Here is a 19,810-nt window from a genome sequence, read left to right on the forward strand (position 1 = left end):
GGGTGCGGGCGGGGCCGGTCAGGAGGCGCGGGTCTGCGGGCCGTGGTGGATCTCCACGTCGCCGGAGTCCCCGAACGTCAGCCGGCAGGTGTCCGCGCGGTAGGTGGCGACGGAGAGCGCGGCGGTGCGGCCCCCGGCGAGGTAGCGGGTGGTGACCACGAGGACGGGCGCGCCCGGGAGGCGGTCCAGCTCCTTCGCGTCGTCGGCGCCGGCCGAGCCCAGCTCGACGGCGCTCTCCCGGCGCTCCAGGTCGCCGCGCTGGAGTTCGCGCAGTACGGCACGCGCGCGGGCGGCGCCGGAGGGCGACTCGATGGCGGTGAGCTCGGGGACCGAGGCCGACGGGACGTAGAGCAGCTCCGCGGCGACGGGCTGGCCGTGTGTCACGCGGGAGCGGCGGACCGTGTGGACGGGCTCCTCGCGGCCGGTCCCGAGGGCGTCGGCGACGGCCGCGGGCGGGGCCGCCGGCGCGCAGTCGACGGGCTCCCAGGCGTCGTCGGCCGTGCCCGGCCAGGCGTGCTGTGCGGTGCCGACGGCAACGCCGACACGTGGCGGGGCGACGGTCGTGCCGACGCCCCGGCGGCGCTGGAGGCGGCCTTCCAGTTCGAGCTGCTCCAGGGCCTGGCGGAGGGTCGCGCGGGCGACGCCGAAGCGGGCGGCGAGCTCGCGTTCGTTGGGCAGGACCTCGCCCACCGAGAACTCCGAGTCCAGGGCCTCGCTGAGTACGGTCCTGAGGTGCCAGTACTTCGGTTCCGGCACCGATTCCAACTGCGTGGTCCCCACCCTGTCCTCCGCAATCGCCGTGGTCCGGCGGCGTTTTGACGCCCTTGTTTATTAAAGGTTGTTGCAGTTCTCTGCGACCATAGGACGCCCTACCCCCTTGGTCAAGACCAATCCGGCTAGGCGAGGTCGGCCAGGGAGAGCAGTTTGTCGGGGTTGCGGATGATGTACACCGACTGGATGCGCCCGTCGGCCACCTCGATCTGGAAGACGGAGTCGGGCTTGCCGCCCGACAGGGCCAGCAGGGCCGGTCCGCCGTTGATCTCCAGGAAGCGGTAGGAGAAGTCCGGGACGCCCTTGCGGGCCGCGCCCTGGAGGAAGCGGGCCACCTTGTCGGAGCTCTCCAGCACGCGCAGGGGCGCCTTGGACTTGCCGCCGCTGTCGCCCACCAGCCGGACGTCCGGCGCGAGCAGCTCCATCAGCCCGGCCAGGTCACCGTCGGCCGCGGCGGCGAGGAAGCGCTCGGTCAGGTCGCGGCGCTGCGCCGGGTCCACGTCGTAGCGCGGGCGTCGCTCGTCGACGTGCTTGCGGGCGCGGCCGGCGAGCTGGCGCACCGCGGCCTCCCCGCGCTCCAGCATGGCGGCGATCTCCGCGTACGGGTAGCCGAACGCCTCCCTGAGCACGAACACCGCCCGCTCCAGCGGTGACAGGGACTCCAGGACGACGAGGACGGCGAGGGACACGGAGTCGGCGAGGACGGCCCGCTCGGCGGTGTCGGGCACGGTGTCCCCGAAGTCGGTGACGTAGGGCTCGGGCAGCCACGGGCCGACGTACGTCTCGCCGCGCGACTTGATCTGGCGCAGCCGGTCGATGGCGAGGCGGGTGGTGACCCGCACCAGGTAGCCGCGGGGCTCGCGGACGGTGGAGCGGTCGGCGCCGGACCAGCGCAGCCACGCCTCCTGGACGACGTCCTCCGCGTCCGCCAGGCGGCCCAGCATGCGGTAGGCGACGCCCAGGAGGACGGGTCGGTGTGCTTCGAAGACGTCGGTCACGGTTTCGGTGGTCACCGCTCCATACCAGCGGACGTGTCCGGTCGTGTCCAGACGGGGCCGCCGGGGGCTACCCGTCGGTAGCTCTTACTGACAGGCTGTCTACGCAACGCCTCAACGTCCGCGTGTCCCGACAAGGAGCCCCATGTCCGCAACGCTCTCCTTCACGGCCCCCACCCCGCACGGTCCGCAGGACATCACCGTCGCCTACACGCGCGTGGGCACCGGCGAGCCGCTGCTCCTGCTGCACGGCATCGGCCACCACCGGCAGGCCTGGGACCCGGTGGTGGACATCCTCGCCACCGAACGCGAGGTGATAGCCGTGGACCTGCCCGGGTTCGGGCAGTCGTCCGCGCTGCCGCAGGGGCTGCCGCACGACCTGTCGACCACGAACGCGGTACTCGGCGCCTTCTTCGCGAAGCTGGGGCTCGACCGGCCGCACGTGGCGGGCAACTCGCTGGGCGGTCTGCTCGCCCTGGAGCTGGGCCGCCAGAACCTGGTGCGGTCGGTGACGGCCCTGTCCCCGGCGGGCTTCTGGACGCAGGCCGAGCGGCGCTACGCCTTCGGCGTGCTCATGGGGATGCGCCGGACCGCCCGGAGCCTGCCCCTCCCCCTGGTCGAGCGGCTGTCCCGCACGGCCGTCGGACGCACCGCGCTGACCAGTACGATCTACGCCCGCCCCGCGCGCCGCTCCCCCGAGGCCGTGGTCGCCGAGACGCTCGCGCTCGCGCACGCCGAGGGGTTCGCCGAGACGCTGCGGGCCGGACGGAGCGTGCTGTTCACCGACGACGTGCCCGGCATCCCCGTGACCGTGGCGTGGGGCGACCGGGACCGGCTGCTCCTCCCCCGGCAGGGCGTCCGCGCCAAGCACGCCGTCCCGCGGGCCCGCCTGGTGCGGCTGCGCGGCTGCGGTCACGTGCCGATGAACGACGACCCGGCGCTGGTGGCCCGCGTCCTCCTGGACGGCAGCCGCTCTCAGGAGGCGAGCGCCGCGAGCACTTCCTTCAGCACCGTCGGGTTGTAGGGCATGCTCGCGTGCGGGGTGCGGTCGTCCGGATCGATGTCCTGGAGCACGATGTTCTTGACGTAGCGGCCCTCGGTCTCCTCCAGGGCGCATGAGGTGTACGGGGTGACCACGTCGTCGTGCCGGGTGGCGATGACCGTGTGCCGGACGCCCTCCGTGGTCTCGCCGAGTTCGGCCAGCTCGCGCTGGAAGGGGTGGCCGTGCTGGAGCTGGGGCCAGGCCGGCACGACCTCCCCGACGGCGCCCTGTTCGAGGAGTTCGACCGCTCCGGGGATCTGGCGGGCCAGGTTCAGCAGCCCCTGCGCGGTGACTCCGTGGTTGCTGGGCGCGATGCCGACGAAGTTGTGCACCTTGGGGCCGCCGCCCAGCGCGTTGAGGTAGTAGCGCGGCATCATGCCGCCCTGTGAGAAGCCGACGACGTCGACCTGCTGGGCGCCGGTGCGCCGCAGCACCTCGTCGACGAAGTCGGCGAGCTGCCGGGCCGAGTGCTTGATGTCGCCGAGTCCGAAGATCACGGGGTTGCCGTGCTGGCCGTAGTCGAGCCGGAAGACCCGGTGGCCGTGGAGCCGCAGCAGCGGTGCGGCCGAGGTCCAGGTGTAGCCGCGGTTGCCGAAGGTGCCGTGCACCAGCACCACGGGGCGCGGATGCTCCTCGCCGGCCGGGACGTTCCAGTCGTCCTCGCCGGCCTGTACGTCGACGGTGGCGACGAGCTGTGCGGTGCCGACCTGCCCGAGGCCGGTCAGTCGGTGCGGGGACTCGGTGAGGTCCGTGGTGACGTCCTCGGAATTGACCCCCGGGATGTGGGGATTAAGGAAACTCACGACGCTCTCCCTGTCGTTGGGACGGCCCGCCGGGATCGCCGATGGGCACGCTGCGACTTCTCAGTCTCGCGTCCATCGAATTGCGCAACGATCCCTCGTCCGAGCGAAAGAATTCCCTCCATCGAGTCATTAGGGTCCGTGCATTCGAATGCGTTACGCGGCCCGTCGGAGAGTGGCGCCGCGCAGCAGCCGCACATACCAGCCGCACTCGACGGGACGGGCCACCCGCCCCGTCAGCGCCCGCTCGGCGCAGTCCATGCCGTGCTCGAACGCCGCGTCGTGCAGCGGCCGGACGATCAGCGCCCAGGCCAGCCAGCGGACGCCGCGGGGGCGGACGACGAGGGTGTTGCGCAGCACCGTCCGCCCGTCGTCGAGACCTTCGAGACTGAATTCGTGGAAGCCGTCGAAGCCCGGGGGGCCGGTGAACCGGAAGCGGACCCAGCGGCCCGGCACATAGTGGCTCACCACATAGCGCACCGGTCCGTGGCCGCCGGACACACCGACGGTCAGCGGCCGCTCGAAGCGCAGCGGTGGCCAGTCGGGCGGCCAGAGGCGGTCGTGCTCGCTGCCCAGCGAGTCGATCAGCGCGCCGACCCTGTCCGGTGCGACGGGCAGGGGGCGTTCATGCACGTTCCACACGGCGATCACGCCATTCATGGTGCCCGTTCCGGCTTTCCGGGGAATCCGCCGAAGGGGCGGCCGCAACGCACCACCGGAGCGCGCGTTCCGCGCCGCGCGCCGTCGCCCGTACGCCAACGCGCGGGCGGCGGACGGGCGTTGCGCGTGGGGGGTGCGACGGCGCCCGAGCGTAAGCACAGATGAGACGGAAACCGCCGGTACGGCACACAGTGAGGGGGAACGGCCATGGCCGCAGGGCCCGAGGTACCCGAGTCCGGTGACGAGGGGGCGAGTTGGCCCGCCGTCCCGCCGGAGGCGCTGCCCGGCGCGTGGCAGCCCCTGCTGGGGCGGCCCGCCCTGGCGGAACTGCTCGGACATCCTCTCGTGGGCGCCGCGCTCACACGGATGCGCCGGCTGCCGCCACGGGTCGCCCTGCACTCCCTGCGGACGTTCCTGCTGGCCGACGCCCGCGCGCGGGTCGACGGGATCGCCTACGACCGGGTCGGGCTGCTGGCCGCGGTGGCGTTCCACGACGCCGGGCTGGTGGGGCGTTCGCCACTCGGGCGCGGCGGATTCCCGGGCCAGTCGGCCGAGTTGCTCGACCGCTTCCTGGCCGGCCATCAGGTGGGGGCGGCCCGGCGCGGAGCGCTGACCCGCGCGGTGCGTGAGCACATGCGGCCGTTCCCGGCGCGGGGGGCCGGGCCCGAGGCGCGGCTGCTGCACTTCGGTGCGTGGCTGGACGTCACCGGGCGCGGCGAGCGTCACGTGCCGGGAGACCGGCGGCGGCTGTCCGAGCTGGCGCCCACTCCCTGGTTCGCCGTCTCCTTCTCCGCCCGGGTCGCGGCCTGCGGGCTGCGCCGGGTGCTGCCCGCATCCCCGGCCGCCCACCGGTGAGCGCGGAGCCGGGCAACTCGCTCTACCCGTCGCGAAAGGAACCGCAGACATGCAAGAGGACCAGCGTGTTTTCGATGTCGCCATCGTGGGTGGCGGCATCGGCGGGACGATGCTGGGGGCCGTGCTCGCCCGCAACGGAGTGCGCGTGCTGCTGCTGGAGGGCAGCGGCCACCCCCGCTTCGCCATCGGAGAGTCCACCGTCCCCGAGACCACGTTCGGCCTGCGGGTGCTGGCCCGCCGCTACGGCGTCCCGGAGATCGAGCACCTGGCGACCAACGGGGCGCTGCGCCGCCACGTGTCGTCCCACTGCGGGGTCAAGCGGAACTTCAGCTTCGTCTACCACCGGGAGGGCGAGCCGACCCGGCCCGACGAGTGCACCCAGTACCCCACCTGGGGCCCGCCGCTCGGCCCGGACTCGCACTACTTCCGGCAGGACGTGGACGCCTACATGTTCCACGTCGCGGTGTCCTACGGCGTCACCGCGTACACCCACACCATGGTCGACGACGTGAAGTTCGAGGAGGACGGCGCCACCCTGGTCACCCGGGACCGGGGGAGCTTCCGGGCGTCGTACGTGGTCGACGCCGGCGGGATGCGCGCCGTGCTGCCCGAGCGGCTGGGCCTGCGGCAGGAACCGCCCTACCGCACCCGCTCGCGCACGATCTTCACGCACATGGTGGACGTGCGCCCCTTCGACACGGTGGCTCCGCCGCGCCGGGAGCACGGCATGCCCAGCCCGTTCAGCCAGGGGACGCTCCACCACATGTTCAAGGGCGGGTGGCTCTGGGTCATCCCGTTCGACAACCACTCGACCAGCACCAGCGAGCTGTGCAGCGTCGGCGTCAACCTCGATCTCGACCACCATCCCCGCCCGGACGACGTCCCGGCCGAGCAGGAGTTCTGGCAGCACGTGCGCCGGTTCCCCAGTGTGGCCCGGCAGTTCGACCGGGCGCGCGCGGTGCGGCCCTACGTGTCCACCGACCGCACCCAGTTCGCCTCGCAGAAGGTGGTCGGCGACCGCTGGTGCCTGCTGCCGCACGCCAGCGACTTCATCGACCCGCTCTTCTCCAGCGGCCTGGCGGTCACGGTGATGGCGCTCAACGCGCTCGGCCACCGGCTCATCGAGGCGGTGCGCCAGGACGACTTCGACACCGCCCGGTTCGCGTACCTGGACCACTGGACCAAGCGCATGTTCCGGTTCTACGACGACCTGGTGTCGTGCAGCTACATCTCGTTCGACGACTTCGAGCTGTGGAACGCCTGGAACCGGGTGTGGACCATCACCACGCTGTACGGGACCAACGCGCAGAACCAGGCCGCCGTGACCTTCGAGAAGACCGGCGACACCGCCTGCTTCGACGCCCTGGAACTGCCGCCCTACCGGGGCCTGCAGGGGGTCGACAACCCGTGGGTGGAACGGCTCTTCGACCAGGCGAGGGACGCGGTGCTCGCCTACCGCGCGGGCGACTCGACGAAGGAGCGGACCGTCGCCCGCATCTACGAACTGCTGCGCGAGAGCGAGCTGTGCCCGGCCGTGTGGGGCACCCTCGACCCCGAAGACCGCTGCCCCGCGGGCGTGTTCACCCTGTGGCCGCTGATGAAGATCCTGCTGTGGGGCAAGTTCCGCTCGCCGCGGCACGTCCGCGGTTCCTACTTCACCGGCGGCGCGCGGCTGGTGGGCAAGGAGGCCGTCCAGGCGTACACCACCGAACTGCGGGCCGGCGGCTCCCAGGTCCACCAGACCGTGCGGGACATGTGGGTCAACTGGAACCGGGACTGGGCACGGCGTCCGGCGCCGCGGAAATGAGCGCGAAGAATCATTCCTGCCGACCGACGGAGGCACACATTCCGGTTTGCCGCTCCAGGGCCTCGGGTAGGAAAAGCACATGGCCGAGAAATGGAAATTCGGCCGCGATTCCCCCTGCTCAATCCGAGAGACAACGGGCTGCAATCCACAATGGCGCGACATTCCACCTGCCAATCGCCCGCTGAATGCTCCTGGGAAGACATCTTCCAGCACCAGGACCGCCTCATGCGGTTGGTTCGGCGAAGACTGCCGAGTTTTCAGGACGCCGAGGACTGCGTTCAGGAAACGATGGCCCGCGCAGCCGCCCACGCCGCGTTGGACAGGAATCGACTCGGTGCCTTTCTGACGTCCGTGGCGCTTCGCCTCTGCATCGACTTCTACCGTGACATGGACCGACGCAGCAGACTTCTCCAGCGCGCGGTCCTCCTGGACGCCTCCGGCACGACCGAGGAGGACGTCTGCGACAGGGACTTCGGCAAATGGCTCCTGGCCCAGGTGCAACACCTGCGGGGGCGGGAGCAGGAAGTCATACTCGCCCGCTCAAAGGGAATTTCCACGGCGGAATTCGCCCGCATGCACAATATCTCCGTCAAGGCGGCCGAGGCCGCCTTCACCCGGGGCCGTGCACGACTCAAGAACGCGTGCGCAAAGGCCCTGGAAGGCTGCATCCAGTAACCCATCGAGCCACAGCTCCCCCATCGAAGAGAAACGGAAAGGGAGACCATCCATGTCCAACAACAAGAACATCCAGGATATTTTCAAGGACCTCGTCGGCAATATGGCCGACAGCGGGAAGGAGGCGTTCGACGACATTCTCAACCGCCCGGAGAAGTCCGGCTCGTCCCGCTCCGGCAACCCCGTCGACACGCTGGCCGGGCTGCCCGCGAACGCCCTCGGCGCCCTGGCCGGCGCCGTCAACCCGGCGACCGCGCTGGCCGGCGCGGCGAACCCGCTGGCGGCCCTCGCGGGCGGTGTGGGCGGCCTGGCCGGCGCGGGCAACCCCCTCGCCGGGCTGGGTGCGGGCGCCGCGAGCCAGCTGGGCAACATCGCGAACGCGGCGCAGAACCCGCTGGCCGCCCTCACCGGCGCCGCGGGCGCGGGCAACCCGCTCGCGGCCGTCGCCGGGGCGGCCAACCCGCTCGCCGCGCTCAGCGGCGCGGGCAACCCGCTGGCGGCGCTGGGCGGTGCGGCGAACCCGCTGGCCGCGGTCGGCGGCGCGGCCGGCGCCCTCGGCGGGCTCGGTCAGCTCGCCGGAGGACTCGGGCACGCGGCGGGCGGGGTCGGCGACCTGATGTCGCTGCCGGGCCAGCTCACCCAGCTGCTCCAGGTGCTGCCCAAGCTCATCGAGACCCTCCAGGGCCTGCAGAACCTGACCAACCTGCCGGCCCAGGCGGGACAGCAGGGTCTCGGCGCCCTCCAGGGCCTGACCGGGCAGCAGGGCGGCGGCGGCGCCTCCCAGGGCGGAAAGTCCTCGACGACCAGCTGACCGTCGCACCACCCCCTCCCGTCGTCCCACCGTCACACCGTCCCACCTTCAAGGAGGACACACGATGGCGTCTGTCGTCGGCGACCGGCTGCGTCTCGTGGTCAAGGTCCTGGGCAGCCTCGTTGCCGACGAGGTCGGACAGGCGACACGGCTGCGGAGGCGCACCCGGCAGGACCTGCGGTCCCCGGCGGAGGGCGCCGACGCCTCCGCCGGGTCCGAGCTGCGCCGCGCGAAGGCGGTGCGGCAGGCACTGGAGAGCCTGGGGCCGTTCTACGTCAAGCTCGGTCAGATCCTCTCCACCCGGCCGGACATGGTGCCGCAGTCGATCCGCGAGGAACTGCAGAACCTGCACGACCAGGTGGACATCCAGCCGTTCTCGGTGTTCGAGCCGGTGCTGGCGCGCGACCTCGGGCCGGACTGGAAGCTGCGCTTCGACGACGTCGAGACCGTCGCCCCGCTCGGGGCCGCGTCCCTCGCCCAGGTGTACCGGGTGACCCTGCCCGGCGGACGTCCGGCCGTGGTGAAGATCCAGCGGCCCGGCATCCGGGACGGCGTGCTGGCGGACATGGCCCTGATGCGCCGGGCGTCGAAGATCGTGGCCCGGGTGGCGCCCCGGTTCAACGAGGTCATCGACATCGAGGCGATGCTCGGCTCGGTCTTCGACGCGATGGAGCCCGAGCTGGACTTCAACGGCGAGGCCCGCAACATGGACGAGGCCCGCGAGCACGTCCGGCCCTTCCGTTCGCTGGAGGTTCCCCGGGTCCTGTACGCCGCTCCCCGGGTCCTGGTCCAGTCGCTGGCCGGCGGCAGGTCGGTGCGGCACATCGACCGCGCCCACTTCACCGACGACGAACGCGTCGAGATCGGCAAGGACCTGCTGCGCTTCATGTACCACGGGTACTTCGTGCACCGCTTCTTCCACGCCGACCCGCACGCGGGCAACGTCTTCGCCGCGCCCGGCGGGCCCGCGACGCTGATCGACTGGGGCATGGTGGGCCGCCTGGACCGGCGCACCAGCCTGCAACTGCTGCCGCTGTTCATGACGTTGGCGCAGAACGACGGCGCGGGCCTGGCCCAGCACTGGGCGGAGATGGGCCGGATCACCCCGTGGGCCAACATGCCGGCGTTCGCCGCCGACATGGCGGCCTTCGTGCCCAAGGTCTCCCATCTGGCGCTGGAGGACATGAACTTCGGCGTCTCGCTCACCACCGTGCTGGCGAAGGCGACCAAGCGGGGCATCGGGTCGCCGCCGTCCGTGTCGCTGCTGGGCAAGTCCTTCGCCAACCTGGACGGCTCGGTGCGCTGCCTGGCTCCGGAGATCACGCTGCCGGAGGTGTTCCAGGGCGAGGTGCCGAAGATCCTGTTCGCGCTGGGCCGCGAGTTCCTCGGCCGCAACCAGTTCGCCCGCAACTCCATGGAACTGCTGCTGGCCGCGGTCACCAGTCCCGACCAGGCCCGCGGGGTGCTGTCCGACATCGCCAACCGCCAGTTCGCGCTCAACATCCACGAGCCGCGTACCCCCGCCGCGATGGGCGGTCAGCGGCCCTCCCGCCCCTCCGGCGGGCTGCTGGCCCTCGGCGCGCTCGCCGTGCTGCTCAGCCGCCGCCGGTCCTCCTGACCCCCACCCCGTCCGCCCTGCCCGAACCCACCGACACGGAGGTTTCCCATGCCGGACCCCGCACGGCCCCAGCCCCCGCCCGCGCCGGGCACTCCCCTGCCGGACGGGCTCTCGCGGGTCGCCCTGTGGACGGCGTCGGCCCACGCCCGGGAGTTCGGGCGGTCCGCGCCGTACGTCCGCGATCCGTGGGCCGCCGACTTCGTCCGCGCGGCCGGCTTCACCGGCGGCCCGCCGGGCGACGGCCCGCTGCAACGGCTGCTGCCCGACTGGGCCGTGGTGCGCACCCGCTTCTACGACGAGTTCCTGGTGGGCGCGGCCCGGGCCGGCTGCCGCCAGGTGGTGCTGCTCGGCGCCGGTCTGGACACCCGCGCCTTCCGCCTCGACTGGCCCACGGGGACACACGTCTTCGAGATCGACGATCCGGCCCTGCTGGCCTTCAAGGAACACGTGCTGGACTGGGCCGCGCCGTCCTGCGGGCGGCGCAGCACCGTGGGTGCCGACCCGGCCGGATCGTGGGGCGGGGACCTGCTCGCCGCAGGGCTGGATCCGCGGCGGCCCACCGCGTGGCTGTCCGAGACGTACCTCTACCACCTCCCGCCGCGCACGGTGGAGTCCCTCGTGCGCACGATGACGGAGCTGTCCGCGCCCGGCAGCGTCTTCGGCGCCGAGTGCGTGAACGCGGGCGCCGCCTCGTCGTCGTTCGTGGCGCCGTTCCTCGATGCCCTGTCGGCGACCGGGATCTCCTGGCAGTGGCAGCTCGCCGATCCGCGGGGCTGGTGGGCGGAGGAGGGCTGGGAGGCGGAGGTCGCCGACCTGTTCACGCTGCCGTACGTGGTGCAGCGGCTGGCGCCCTACCTGCCGCTGCTCACCGAGGCCGCGGCGAAGTGCGTGTTCCTGACGACGGGGACGCTGAAGGAGCACTGACCGCCGGGCGAACGGCGCGGGCCCCGGGCACACGCCGCCCGGGGCCCTCGTCGTGCCGGGTACCGCTACGGCCGTTCCAGTTCCAGCAGCGCCGCGAGCCACAGGCCCGGGAGCGCGTCGGCACTCGTCAGGGCCTCGTCGTGGATCACCGCGAGGCAGGCGGTGTCGTGCTGGCTCGTGAGGGTGGTGAGGCAGCGGATGCCGGCGCCGAGCCCGGAGTAGAGGACGGCGCGGCGGGCGGTGCTGCCCTGGTGGACGAGGGCGCTGCCGAAGTCGACGCTGCTCACCGGACCGGCGACGGAACGGCCGTTGACCATCCGGGTGCCGACCCGGGCGCCGATGCCTCGCGGGCCGGCCGCCAGCAGCAGCCGCAGGGCGTCGCGCTGCCGGCCGGTGCGCATGGTGTCGGTGCGGGCGACCACCCGGGTCAGGGCGTGGAGCGGGGACGGCGCGTCGCAGGGCAGCAGGACGCGGGCGACGACGAGCCGGTTGCCCGGGGCGCACTCCTCGCCACGGGTGCGCACCGACATCGGGACCGCCACCGGCAGCGGCGGGTGGGCGGCGCCGGTGCTCTTCCGGTGCCAGGTGCCCACCGCGTGGGCGAGCGCGGCGAGGAAGACGTCGTTCACCGTGGCGCCGTACGCGCGGCCGACGGCCCGCAGCCGGGCCACCGGGACGACGGCCTGGCACAGGGTGGTCCGGCCGCTCACCGGTACGTCGAAGGCGGGCTTGTCGCTGGCGCGGAAGGAGGCCGCCATGTCGCCGAGGGCCCCGGCGAGTCCGGCGGGCGCCGGTGTGCGGCGGCGATAGGCCGGCGGCCCGCCCGCGGGATGGTCGTCGGGGTGGTCGTCCAGCAGCGCCCGGGCGGTGTGCGCGGCGCCCACGCCGTCCTGGAAGGTGTGGTCGGTGCGGTAGCACAGGCTGTGTCCGCCGGTGGGGCCGTGCACCAGCCACACGTCCCAGGGCGGACGGCCGTCGCCGCCCATGGGACGGGACAGCATCAGCCGTCCGGCGCCCGCGCCGTCGTCGTCCCCGGGCAGCCACGCCTCGTGCACGTGCCGTTCGACGTCGATCCCGTCGACCCGGGAGAAGGTGCGGCTCTGCCGCGCGATGCGGTAGCGCAACGCGGGGATGCGGGCCGCCCGTTCGGCGACCCGGGCGCGTACCGAGTCCAGGGTGGGCGCCCGGCCGGAGAACCCGAACAGGAAACCGGCCGGCAGCGGTCTGCCGCCCATGGCCAGGTGGTAGGCGACGTCGGCGGTGCCCATGGGCAGGGACGGCGGCAGGTCGTCGTGGGCGCCGGGGCGGGGGTCGTGCATCGGGAACCTCTCGTTCGGTTGCGGGACATGGCTACCGCGCCGGACCGGCCCGTCAGCACGCGTACCGCGCGACACGCCCGAGCGTGTCCACGTACCCGCGCAGCACGAACCGGCCGGGCCCGCCCACGGGCAGGCGGGGTGCCCGGGAGCGGTGCCACGGCAGCGGTTCGCCGGGTTCCGGCTCGCCCAGCAGGGCGGCGGCCACGTGCGCTCCGTGCGCCACGGACAGGGCGAGGCCGTGGCCGCAGCAGCCGCCGACGTACCAGACGTCGGGCAGGCCCGGGACCGGCCCGACCACCGGCAGGTCGTCGCCGGTCATGCCGATCCGGCCGGACCAGCGGTGGGTGACCCGGACCCGGGCGAGGTCGGGGTGCAGGGACCGCAGCCACCCCTCCAGCCGGGCCCAGGCGCGCTCGCGGAGCGCCTGGAGCCGGGGAGCGCCGAGCCCGGCCGGGACGGTGACGGTGCCGCCGCCCGCGACCAGCCCCCGGTCCGGCAGCAGCCGGAAGTACGGTGCCAGCGGCACGGCGTCGACGACGGCGTGGCCCGCGCGCCCGCCCAGCGCCTCGTACGCGGCGTGGCTCAGCGGCTCGGTGGCGACGGCGTACACCTCGAGCGGCAGGACCGTGCCGACCGGCAGGTCCAGTGCCTGGGCGGCGGAGTTGACGGCGAGCACCGCCTGCCCGGCGTAGAGCCGGCCGTGCGGGAGGACCAGCTCCGGGCCGACCAGGTCACCCGGGCGGACGGCCAGCAGCGGGCTGCGGCCGTAGAACCGCACCCCCTTCCCGGCGCAGGCTCGGGCGAGGGCGCAGGTCAGGGCGGCCGGGTCGAGCGTGGCGGCGGGCCGGTGCAGGAGCGCCGCCCGGTAGGGCACGCCGACGCGCTCGCGGATGCCGGCCGGGGTGAGGACCGTTAGGTCCAGGCCGAGTTCGCGGGCGGCGCGGGCCTGGCGGGCGAGTGCCACCAGGCCCGCCGGGGAGCGCGTGGCGATGAGCTGGTCGCCGGGGCGCGGCGCGCAGGGCACGTCCAGCCGCGCGCACAGGTCGAGGACGTCCCGCACCGCCCGCTCACCGGCGCGGTGCATGCGGCGTGCGGCGCGCGGGCCGAAGCGGCGCACGGCTCGGTCGAGGGCGGGTCCGGCGCGCGGGCCGAGCAGACCGGTGCCCCGGCCGCTGGCCCCGGCGGCGGGCTGCGCGGCGTCCACCACGGCGATGTCGAGGCCCGGCGCGCGCTCCGCGAGGTGGTAGGCGCAGGACAGCCCGGCCAGACCGGCCCCGACGACGGCCACGTCCGCGGTGACCACGCCGTGCAGCTGGGGCTGGGACGGCAGTTCCGCCGGGGCCCAGCGCGGCGTTCCGGCCGGCGGCCCGGTCATCCGGCGGCGTCCGGGACCGGACAAGTCAGTGCGCCGAACCGGCGGTCGTGCCACAGCAGCGGGCGGCCGGCGCCCACGTGCACGGCGGCGACCCGGCCGACGACGAGGTGGTGGTCGCCGTAGCGGCGTACGTCCTCGGTGAGACACACCGACCAGGCGAGCGACCCGGCCAGCACCGGGACGCCCAGGACCTGCCGGGTGTCGGTGCCGGCGAACCGCTCGGCCGCGGTGGTCGTCGGTGCGGCGAACCGGCCCGCCAGGTCCTGCTGTTCCTCGCGCAGCAGGTGCACGGCGAAGGTCCGGCGGGCCCGGACGGCGGCGAGGGTGCGGGAGCCGTCGCGCAGACAGGCCAGGAGCAGCGGCGGGCGGGCGGAGAGGGAGGTGACGGCGGAGACCGTCATGCCGAGCGGTCCGTCCTCGCCGCGGGCGGTCACGACGGTCACCCCGGCGGCCAGCTTCGCGTACAGGCCGAGGCAGCGGGCGGCGCCCGGTCCCGGCTCCTCGTGCAGGGGGTCGGCGGACGGCGGCGCGGGCCGCTCGGCCGTCCGGTCAGCGACGAGCCGCAGCCGCGCGTTCATCGATCACCTCCGCGTCCGCCAGGCCCCGCAGCACCCGGGCGATGTTGGCCCGTACCGTCGACTCGGCCACCGGGTCGAGGATCTCGGCGAGGGACGGGATGCCCAGGTCGAAGGCGGCGGTGAAGACGACGAGCGTGCCGCCGTCCCGGGCCTCGCAGCGCCAGCTGCCCTCGAAGGTCTGGAAGTCGCCGCTGAGCTGTTCGAAGGTGAGGGAGTACGTCTCGGGCGCGTAGGTGTCGCGTTCCCGCCACCGCATCAGGCCGCCCCGGAACTCGACGGTCCAGTCGGAGACGGTGGAGCCGTCGGGCAGCGGCGGTTCCACCCGCACCTCGCGGAAGGTGGCGCTGTACTCGGGGTAGCGGCGGAAGTCGCTGATGCGGCGGTAGACCTCGGCGGGTGCCAGGCCGTCGGCGAGGGCGTGCAGGACCACGTGGCGCATGGGTGGTTCGGTTCCTTCCCGGTGGGTTCGCGGACGCGGGGGTCAGCCGGCCATGCGGCCGGCGGTGCGGTGCAGGGCCTCGGCGAGGGTGGTGCGGAACAGGTCGAGCGCACCGTCCTCGACCACGGCGGGCGGCGTCAGCCGCAGCACCCGGGTGGAGTTGAGGGAGTGGTTGACGAGCACGCCGCGGGCGATCAGCTCCAGCAGCATCTCGCCGACCGCCTGTTCCTCGGCGAACTCGACGCCGATCAGCAGCCCCCTGCCGCGCACCTCGCGGACCAGTCCGCCCTCGTAGGGCGCGCAGGCGGCCCGCACGTCGGCGAGGATGCGGGCGCCGAGCGCGGCCGCGCGGGCCACGGTGTTCTCGTCCTCCATCGCCCGTACGGTGGCCAGGGCGGCGGCGCAGGCGATCGGGGAGGCGCCGAAGGTGGAGGTGTGCAGGTAGGGGTCGCGGCTGAAGGGCGCGTACGCCTCCTCGGTGGCGGCCATCGCGGCGATCGGTACGACACCGCCGCTGAGCCCCTTGCCGGCCAGCAGCACGTCGGGGCGCACGTCCTCGGCGTCGACGCCCCACCAGGTGCCGAGGCGCCCCATGCCGGTCTGGATCTCGTCGACGACCATCAGGGCGCCGTACGTCCGGCACAGCGCCCGCACCTGACGGAGGTAGCCGGGGCGGGGGATGCGGACGCCGCCCTCGCCCTGGACGGGTTCCACGATGACGCAGGCCCGGTCGCGGCGGGCGGACAGTGCCTGTTCGAGGTCGGCGGGATCGTCGTAGTCGGCCTGGGTGACGTCCGGCAGCAGGGGCCGGAACGGTGTCTGGTAGGTGGCGTTGGCGGTGACGCTGAGCGCGCCGAGGGTCTTGCCGTGGAAGCCCCGGCGGGTGGTGATCACCGAGGTGCGGCCCTGGGCGCGGGCGAGTTTCAGGGCGGCCTCGGTGGCCTCGGCACCGGAGTTGACGAAGTGGACGTAGTCGAGGCCGGGCGGGGTGTGGGCGGCGAGGGCCTGGGCGGCCCGGGCGGCGACCGGTTCGAGGAAGACGCGGCTGGCCAGCGGGTGGGTGTCGATCTGCCGGTGCACCGCCTCGACGACGGCCGGGTGGCGGTGGCCGAGGAGGAACACGCCGTAGCCGCCGAAGTCCAGGAAGCGGCGGCCGTCGTCGGCGTGGATCCAGACGCCCTCGGAGCGGACCTCGGCCATGCCGCCCATGACGCGGCCCATGACGGCGCGGCCGGTACCGATGTGCTTCAGGTAGAGGTCGACCACGTCGGTCGCGTCGGCGGGCGGGGCGGAGGGGGGTGACATCGTCATGACGCCACCTCCGCCGGGGCGGCCGCGGCGGCCCGGTGCCGGCTGAGCAGGCCGGACCGGTCCTCGGCCCAGCTCTCCGCGTTGCGTACCAGCGCGGCCCGGATGTCGCCGCGGGTCAGACGGGTGCCGCAGTGGGGTTCGCCGAGGGAGGTGTCGAAGGGCAGTTCCCGCTGGAAGACCAGCAGCAGTTCCGCGTAGTGCTCCAGCCGGCGGCGGACCGAGGCGGGCAGCGCGGTGCCCTCCAGCATGGGCAGCAGCAGCCGGTGCACCGCCTCGACGGGGATGAGCCGGGGGCGCTGGGGGCGGGGCAGGCCGTGGCGTACGGCGACGTCGGCGCAGACGTCGGCGAACTCCCGCAGTTCGATGGCCGCTCTGCCCGCCGTCAGCCAGTACTCGCCGCCGCCGACCCCGCCCCGGACCAGGCTGCCGACGGCCCGTGCGACGTAGTCCTGGGGGACCATGTCGATCCGGGCCTCGGGGGCTCCGGGAAGCACCGGCACCTGTCCCAGGACCATCGACCCGATCGTCTTGGTCAGGCCCTGCTGACCGGCGATCCGTCCGGTCGCGGAGTCGCCCATGACGACCGAGGGCCGCACGATGACGCCCGGCACGCCCGCCTCGCGGGTCAGCTGCTCGGCCCGGCTCTTGGAGTCGAGGTAGGCGGCGGCGCCGGGGAAGCGCCGGCGGTCCTCGTCGGTGGGGGTGTTGGCCACGAACGCGGTGCTCATGAGGTACAGCGGGGCGTCGGCGCGGGCCGCGAGGTCGAGCACGTTGTCCGCGCCGCGCACGTTGGTGCGGGTGATGTTCTCGGGCGGGGTGCGCCAGTTGGTCTCGGCGGCGGAGTGCAGCACCACGTCCACCTCGAGGGCCAGTTCGTGCCAGGCCCGGGGGCTCAGTCCGAGCCGGGGAGCGACGAGGTCGCCCTGGAGTTCGCGCACCCGCGGGTCGCGCAGCGGTGTGTTGCGGCGCAGGCACAGCAGGTCGTAGTCGGGTGCCAGTTCGTCGATCAGGGCCCGCCCGAGCACTCCGGAGCCGCCGGTGAGCAGCAGGGTGGGGCGGTCGCGCGGTCCCGTGCGGCCGGCGGGCAGGACGGTGAGACGCGGGTTGTCCGAGGGCATGAGGGTGTTCTCCCAACGGGTCTCGACCACCGGTGGGTCGGTGGGGCGGGGTGGGCAGTGGGCCGGGTTCAGGCGATGGCCAGCGGGCCGTCGGCCAGGTACGCGCCGAGCGGTGCGGTCATCCGGGAGCGGGACGGCGGGTGCAGGGAGAGTCCGTTGACGCAGGCGGCCAGGTGGCCCACCTCGTCGGAGGTCATGAAGTTCAGCCCGCCGAGCAGTTCGACCGCGCGGGGGACGATGCGGGCGAGGGCGTCCTGGACGCCGTACCGCACGCACAGGGCCTGGGCGAGGGCGGACTCGTCGAGGTCGCCGCCGTCGACGCGGCGGGCGACGCCCTCGGCGGCGGCCATGGCTGCCTCGGTCTCGACGAAGAGCCGTACCCGCTCGTGGTCGGGGACGCGTTCGTTGAGCAGCACGCGCTCCACCAGGGCGCTCGCGGCGCCGAGGTAGCTGCCCGTCATGAGGACCTGGAACCAGATCAGGCCGGCGGTCTGGAGTTCGTCCAGCCGCTCGCCGGAGGCGGTCGCGGTGCGCAGGACGAGTTCCGGCGGGACGAGGACGTCGGTGAGCGTGACCTGGTCGCTCTCGGCGCCGGCCAGGAAGGTGCTGGACCAGAAGCCGCTGACGCTGAGGCCCTCGCTGTCGGCGGGCACGAGGGCGACGGCGAGTTCGTCGCCCTGCCCGTCCTCGCGCGGGATCACGACGCCGGCGGTGAGCACGTCCATGGAGCGGGCGAGGCTGCACGGGCGTTTGACGCCGTTGATCCGGATGCCGTCCGCGGTCGCGGTGGCGGTCATCGAGGGGTCCAGGATGCCGGCGCCGCTGCGGCCCTCGGCGAAGCCGGAGGCGATGATGCGGTTGCTCGACGCCACCCCCTCGATCAGCATCCACTCCAGGCCGTCGCCGAGGCCGCCGAGGCCGACCAGGGTGGCCATGGAGAAGTGGTGCATGGTGGTGGCGACGGCCAGCGAGGGTGAGCGGCTGCCGATGGCGCGCTGCACCCGCAGCGCGTCCAGCGCGGTGGCGCCGCGCCCCTGGTGGGACTCCGGGACGAGCAGTCCGGGCCCGCCGCTGTCCCGGAAGTGCCGGACGCCCGGGCTGCCCGGCCGCTCCAGTTCCATCAGCGGGGTCTCGCGCAGGGCGGGGTCCAGGTCGGGGAGCAGCTTGGCGAGGGTGGTGCGTTCGCGTTCGAGGAATCTCATGGGGTGTGCGGTCCTCCTGGGTGAGGCGGTGGCGGCGGTGTGGTTCACACGGCGTTGGTGGCGCGCAGCAGTTGCCAGACGGCGCCGGGGCGGGGCCTGCCGCGGAAGGCGATGTACTCCGGGAGGACCGCGTGCGGGGCCCATTTCTGCTTGTACTCGAGCTGGGAGGCGGCGGGGTAGACGGCGCCGCCGTGCTCCGCCAGGAGGCGGGCGAACCGGGTGAACAGGCGGCTGGCGCCGGGGAGTTCGTGCTCCGGGTCGAGCCCGGTGAAGGGGGTGAAGCCGAAGTGCAGCCAGCCCGCGCCGTCGGCGGTGAGCCGTTCCATCACGGTCGCGTTGAGCGCCTCCATCACGCCGGGCGGCGCGTCGGGGCGGCGTCGGCTGAGGTCGTGGAGCATGCCGGGGCGGCTGCCGTAGACCGGCGAGTAGTTGATGTAGCCGACCGCCTCGCCGTCGACGCGGCCGACGAAGAGGCGGCGGTGGCGCTGGAGGCCCCCGGTCCGCTGGCCGACCAGGAAGCGCAGCTCCTTGACGTGCCGGCCCTTCTCCCGCAGCCAGCACTGGTCGATGTGGTCCAGCTCGGCGCAGTCGTCGCCGTCCCGGACCTCGGCGACCTCCAGGCCGGCCCGCCGGGCGCGGGAGATCTTGTTCCGCAGCCGGACGAACCGCGAGCCGCGCAGCGTGAAGCGGCCGAGGTCGACGGCGTAGGAGGCGCCGATCTGGTTGACGGTGAAATCGTGCGCCGCGTACAGCTCGGCGTCCGCCCGCTGCAGTTGTACGGCGACCAGGCGGCGTCCGGTGTGAGCGGCGAAGGCGTCCAGGAGCCGCGCGCGGTGTTCGGGCGCCGTGAAGGGGCCGCCGAATTGCAGGGCGTAGCGGCCGCAGGTCCGATAGGCGCAGGCGCCCTCGAAGCGGTCGCCGTGGAAGTACGAGTTGCCGCTGTTGAGGGCGAGAAAGGAACTGGGGTTGTCGCTGTGCGCGGCGAGGGTGTCAAGCACGGACGGCATCGGTGTCCTCCGTGTCCTTCATGGATGTGCGCGCCGTACCGAATTCGCCGGAATCCACCGACGACCGGTACCGCTGCTCGAACATCAGGAAAGCCGGTGTGGTTTCCGGTTCGAAGGCGACCCCGAAGGGTTTCAGGGAGTTCCCGAAGAGCGCCCGGTCGCCCATGAGATGGATCGGGAGGGCGAGCAGCGCCCATTCCGGCCGGACGAACAGCGCCCACGCCCCGGCCAGGACACCCGCCGTGACCAGGCTGTGCATCAGGTTGTAGGCCACGTAGCAGCCCCGCGGAACGCGTCGGTCGGGGCTGCGCCGGAAGGCGATCGCGCCGGGGAGATATCCGATGACGTCGATCACCGCGAACAGCAGGACGAAGACGGCCCAGCGGATTTCCGTGTGGTGCTGGAATGCGAGCACGAGCGAAACGGCGAGAAAGCCCAGCCATTCGAGTCGGGAGAGGGCGAAGGTGACCTTGGTCTCGAAACGGTTCTTGGCGTCCACGGGC

20 protein-coding genes are annotated in these 19,810 nt (G+C 73.4%); 7 read left to right on the plus strand and 13 right to left on the minus strand.

Annotated elements, in window-relative coordinates; genetic code table 11:
• Positions 1-18: 18 nt before the first annotated feature.
• Together ACFC1X_RS20915 and ACFC1X_RS20920 are read right to left on the minus strand one after the other, a co-directional pair.
• Complete coding sequence (locus ACFC1X_RS20915; RefSeq protein WP_376355722.1) at positions 19-780, minus strand: GntR family transcriptional regulator; 762 nt, start codon at positions 778-780, stop codon at positions 19-21.
• Positions 781-896: 116 nt separating this feature from the next.
• Entirely contained in the window at positions 897-1,784 is an 888-nt protein-coding gene (locus ACFC1X_RS20920) for an RNA polymerase sigma-70 factor (RefSeq protein ID WP_376355724.1), read from the minus strand.
• Between the two features lie 127 nt (positions 1,785-1,911).
• Between ACFC1X_RS20920 and ACFC1X_RS20925 the strand changes: the two genes are divergently transcribed.
• On the plus strand, positions 1,912-2,790 hold the full coding sequence (locus ACFC1X_RS20925; protein ID WP_376355726.1) for an alpha/beta fold hydrolase: 879 nt from the start codon (positions 1,912-1,914) through the stop codon (positions 2,788-2,790).
• On the opposite strand, the gene ACFC1X_RS20930 is transcribed toward ACFC1X_RS20925, so the two are convergent.
• Positions 2,742-3,611 (minus strand): esterase/lipase family protein, encoded by an 870-nt coding sequence (locus tag ACFC1X_RS20930; protein ID WP_376355728.1) that lies wholly within the window; start codon positions 3,609-3,611, stop codon positions 2,742-2,744. The two genes, ACFC1X_RS20925 and ACFC1X_RS20930, sit on opposite strands and share 49 nt — an antisense overlap.
• A 153-nt stretch (positions 3,612-3,764) precedes the next feature.
• Positions 3,765-4,259 (minus strand): SRPBCC family protein, encoded by a 495-nt coding sequence (locus ACFC1X_RS20935; RefSeq protein ID WP_376355729.1) that lies wholly within the window; start codon positions 4,257-4,259, stop codon positions 3,765-3,767.
• A gap of 216 nt (positions 4,260-4,475) precedes the next feature.
• On the opposite strand from ACFC1X_RS20935, the gene ACFC1X_RS20940 reads away from it, so the two are divergent.
• From ACFC1X_RS20940 to ACFC1X_RS20965, 6 genes are all read left to right on the plus strand, one after another.
• On the plus strand, positions 4,476-5,123 hold the full coding sequence (locus ACFC1X_RS20940) for a hypothetical protein (RefSeq protein WP_376355731.1): 648 nt from the start codon (positions 4,476-4,478) through the stop codon (positions 5,121-5,123).
• 49 nt (positions 5,124-5,172) lie between these two features.
• A complete protein-coding gene (locus tag ACFC1X_RS20945; protein ID WP_376355732.1) occupies positions 5,173-6,930 on the plus strand; it encodes an NAD(P)/FAD-dependent oxidoreductase in 1,758 nt (585 codons plus the stop codon).
• Between the two features lie 90 nt (positions 6,931-7,020).
• On the plus strand, positions 7,021-7,605 hold the full coding sequence (locus ACFC1X_RS20950) for an RNA polymerase sigma factor (protein WP_376355734.1): 585 nt from the start codon (positions 7,021-7,023) through the stop codon (positions 7,603-7,605).
• Between the two features lie 52 nt (positions 7,606-7,657).
• Positions 7,658-8,416, plus strand: a complete 759-nt coding sequence (locus tag ACFC1X_RS20955) for a hypothetical protein (protein ID WP_376355736.1) — start codon at positions 7,658-7,660, stop codon at positions 8,414-8,416.
• 64 nt (positions 8,417-8,480) lie between these two features.
• Positions 8,481-10,034 carry an ABC1 kinase family protein gene (locus tag ACFC1X_RS20960; RefSeq protein ID WP_376355738.1) on the plus strand — a complete coding sequence of 518 codons (1,554 nt, stop codon included), beginning with the start codon at positions 8,481-8,483 and terminating at the stop codon, positions 10,032-10,034.
• A 48-nt stretch (positions 10,035-10,082) separates the two neighbouring features.
• On the plus strand, positions 10,083-10,958 hold the full coding sequence (locus ACFC1X_RS20965; RefSeq protein ID WP_376355740.1) for an SAM-dependent methyltransferase: 876 nt from the start codon (positions 10,083-10,085) through the stop codon (positions 10,956-10,958).
• A 65-nt stretch (positions 10,959-11,023) separates the two neighbouring features.
• Here the strand turns inward: ACFC1X_RS20965 and ACFC1X_RS20970 are convergent, their stop codons facing one another.
• The 9 genes from ACFC1X_RS20970 to ACFC1X_RS21010 all read right to left on the minus strand — a co-directional run bounded on the left by ACFC1X_RS20970 (position 11,024) and on the right by ACFC1X_RS21010 (position 19,806).
• Complete coding sequence (locus ACFC1X_RS20970; RefSeq protein WP_376355742.1) at positions 11,024-12,277, minus strand: wax ester/triacylglycerol synthase domain-containing protein; 1,254 nt, start codon at positions 12,275-12,277, stop codon at positions 11,024-11,026.
• 52 nt (positions 12,278-12,329) lie between these two features.
• The gene (locus tag ACFC1X_RS20975) at positions 12,330-13,652 is read right to left on the minus strand and encodes an NAD(P)/FAD-dependent oxidoreductase (protein WP_376355744.1); all 1,323 of its coding nucleotides are present in this window, start codon (positions 13,650-13,652) and stop codon (positions 12,330-12,332) included.
• Positions 13,649-14,230, minus strand: a complete 582-nt coding sequence (locus ACFC1X_RS20980) for a flavin reductase family protein (protein ID WP_376355746.1) — start codon at positions 14,228-14,230, stop codon at positions 13,649-13,651. The genes ACFC1X_RS20975 and ACFC1X_RS20980 overlap by 4 nt, the downstream gene beginning before the upstream one ends.
• Positions 14,202-14,669, minus strand: coding sequence for an aromatase/cyclase (locus ACFC1X_RS20985; protein ID WP_376355748.1), 468 nt, complete (start codon positions 14,667-14,669; stop codon positions 14,202-14,204). The genes ACFC1X_RS20980 and ACFC1X_RS20985 overlap by 29 nt, the downstream gene beginning before the upstream one ends.
• 42 nt (positions 14,670-14,711) lie before the next feature.
• Positions 14,712-15,980: an aspartate aminotransferase family protein gene (locus tag ACFC1X_RS20990; protein ID WP_376355750.1), complete on the minus strand. Its 1,269-nt coding sequence runs from the start codon at positions 15,978-15,980 to the stop codon at positions 14,712-14,714.
• On the minus strand, positions 15,977-17,098 hold the full coding sequence (locus ACFC1X_RS20995; RefSeq protein ID WP_376355916.1) for an SDR family oxidoreductase: 1,122 nt from the start codon (positions 17,096-17,098) through the stop codon (positions 15,977-15,979). The genes ACFC1X_RS20990 and ACFC1X_RS20995 overlap by 4 nt, the downstream gene beginning before the upstream one ends.
• 68 nt (positions 17,099-17,166) lie before the next feature.
• Positions 17,167-18,300 (minus strand): acyl-CoA dehydrogenase, encoded by a 1,134-nt coding sequence (locus ACFC1X_RS21000; RefSeq protein WP_376355752.1) that lies wholly within the window; start codon positions 18,298-18,300, stop codon positions 17,167-17,169.
• Positions 18,301-18,344: 44 nt separating this feature from the next.
• Positions 18,345-19,307: a bifunctional lysylphosphatidylglycerol flippase/synthetase MprF gene (locus ACFC1X_RS21005; protein WP_376355754.1), complete on the minus strand. Its 963-nt coding sequence runs from the start codon at positions 19,305-19,307 to the stop codon at positions 18,345-18,347.
• Positions 19,291-19,806 carry a hypothetical protein gene (locus tag ACFC1X_RS21010; protein WP_376355756.1) on the minus strand — a complete coding sequence of 172 codons (516 nt, stop codon included), beginning with the start codon at positions 19,804-19,806 and terminating at the stop codon, positions 19,291-19,293. The genes ACFC1X_RS21005 and ACFC1X_RS21010 overlap by 17 nt, the downstream gene beginning before the upstream one ends.
• Positions 19,807-19,810: the final 4 nt, after the last annotated feature.

The sequence above is a fragment of the Streptomyces sp. NPDC056128 genome (assembly GCF_042263835.1).
In the GTDB taxonomy this organism is placed as follows: domain Bacteria; phylum Actinomycetota; class Actinomycetes; order Streptomycetales; family Streptomycetaceae; genus Streptomyces.

What these genes read in the sequence shown, in the direction of transcription:
- ACFC1X_RS20925 (WP_376355726.1), top strand. Translation starts at nt 1,912, where the DNA reads ATGTCCGCAACGCTCTCCTTCACGGCCCCCACCCCGCACGGTCCGCAG.
- ACFC1X_RS20940 (WP_376355731.1), top strand. Translation starts at nt 4,476, where the DNA reads ATGGCCGCAGGGCCCGAGGTACCCGAGTCCGGTGACGAGGGGGCGAGT.
- ACFC1X_RS20945 (WP_376355732.1), top strand. Translation starts at nt 5,173, where the DNA reads ATGCAAGAGGACCAGCGTGTTTTCGATGTCGCCATCGTGGGTGGCGGC.
- ACFC1X_RS20950 (WP_376355734.1), top strand. Translation starts at nt 7,021, where the DNA reads ATGGAAATTCGGCCGCGATTCCCCCTGCTCAATCCGAGAGACAACGGG.
- ACFC1X_RS20955 (WP_376355736.1), top strand. Translation starts at nt 7,658, where the DNA reads ATGTCCAACAACAAGAACATCCAGGATATTTTCAAGGACCTCGTCGGC.
- ACFC1X_RS20960 (WP_376355738.1), top strand. Translation starts at nt 8,481, where the DNA reads ATGGCGTCTGTCGTCGGCGACCGGCTGCGTCTCGTGGTCAAGGTCCTG.
- ACFC1X_RS20965 (WP_376355740.1), top strand. Translation starts at nt 10,083, where the DNA reads ATGCCGGACCCCGCACGGCCCCAGCCCCCGCCCGCGCCGGGCACTCCC.
- ACFC1X_RS20970 (WP_376355742.1), bottom strand. Translation starts at nt 12,277, where the DNA reads ATGCACGACCCCCGCCCCGGCGCCCACGACGACCTGCCGCCGTCCCTG.
- ACFC1X_RS20975 (WP_376355744.1), bottom strand. Translation starts at nt 13,652, where the DNA reads ATGACCGGGCCGCCGGCCGGAACGCCGCGCTGGGCCCCGGCGGAACTG.
- ACFC1X_RS20980 (WP_376355746.1), bottom strand. Translation starts at nt 14,230, where the DNA reads ATGAACGCGCGGCTGCGGCTCGTCGCTGACCGGACGGCCGAGCGGCCC.
- ACFC1X_RS20985 (WP_376355748.1), bottom strand. Translation starts at nt 14,669, where the DNA reads ATGCGCCACGTGGTCCTGCACGCCCTCGCCGACGGCCTGGCACCCGCC.
- ACFC1X_RS20990 (WP_376355750.1), bottom strand. Translation starts at nt 15,980, where the DNA reads ATGACGATGTCACCCCCCTCCGCCCCGCCCGCCGACGCGACCGACGTG.
- ACFC1X_RS20995 (WP_376355916.1), bottom strand. Translation starts at nt 17,098, where the DNA reads ATGCCCTCGGACAACCCGCGTCTCACCGTCCTGCCCGCCGGCCGCACG.
- ACFC1X_RS21000 (WP_376355752.1), bottom strand. Translation starts at nt 18,300, where the DNA reads ATGAGATTCCTCGAACGCGAACGCACCACCCTCGCCAAGCTGCTCCCC.
- ACFC1X_RS21005 (WP_376355754.1), bottom strand. Translation starts at nt 19,307, where the DNA reads ATGCCGTCCGTGCTTGACACCCTCGCCGCGCACAGCGACAACCCCAGT.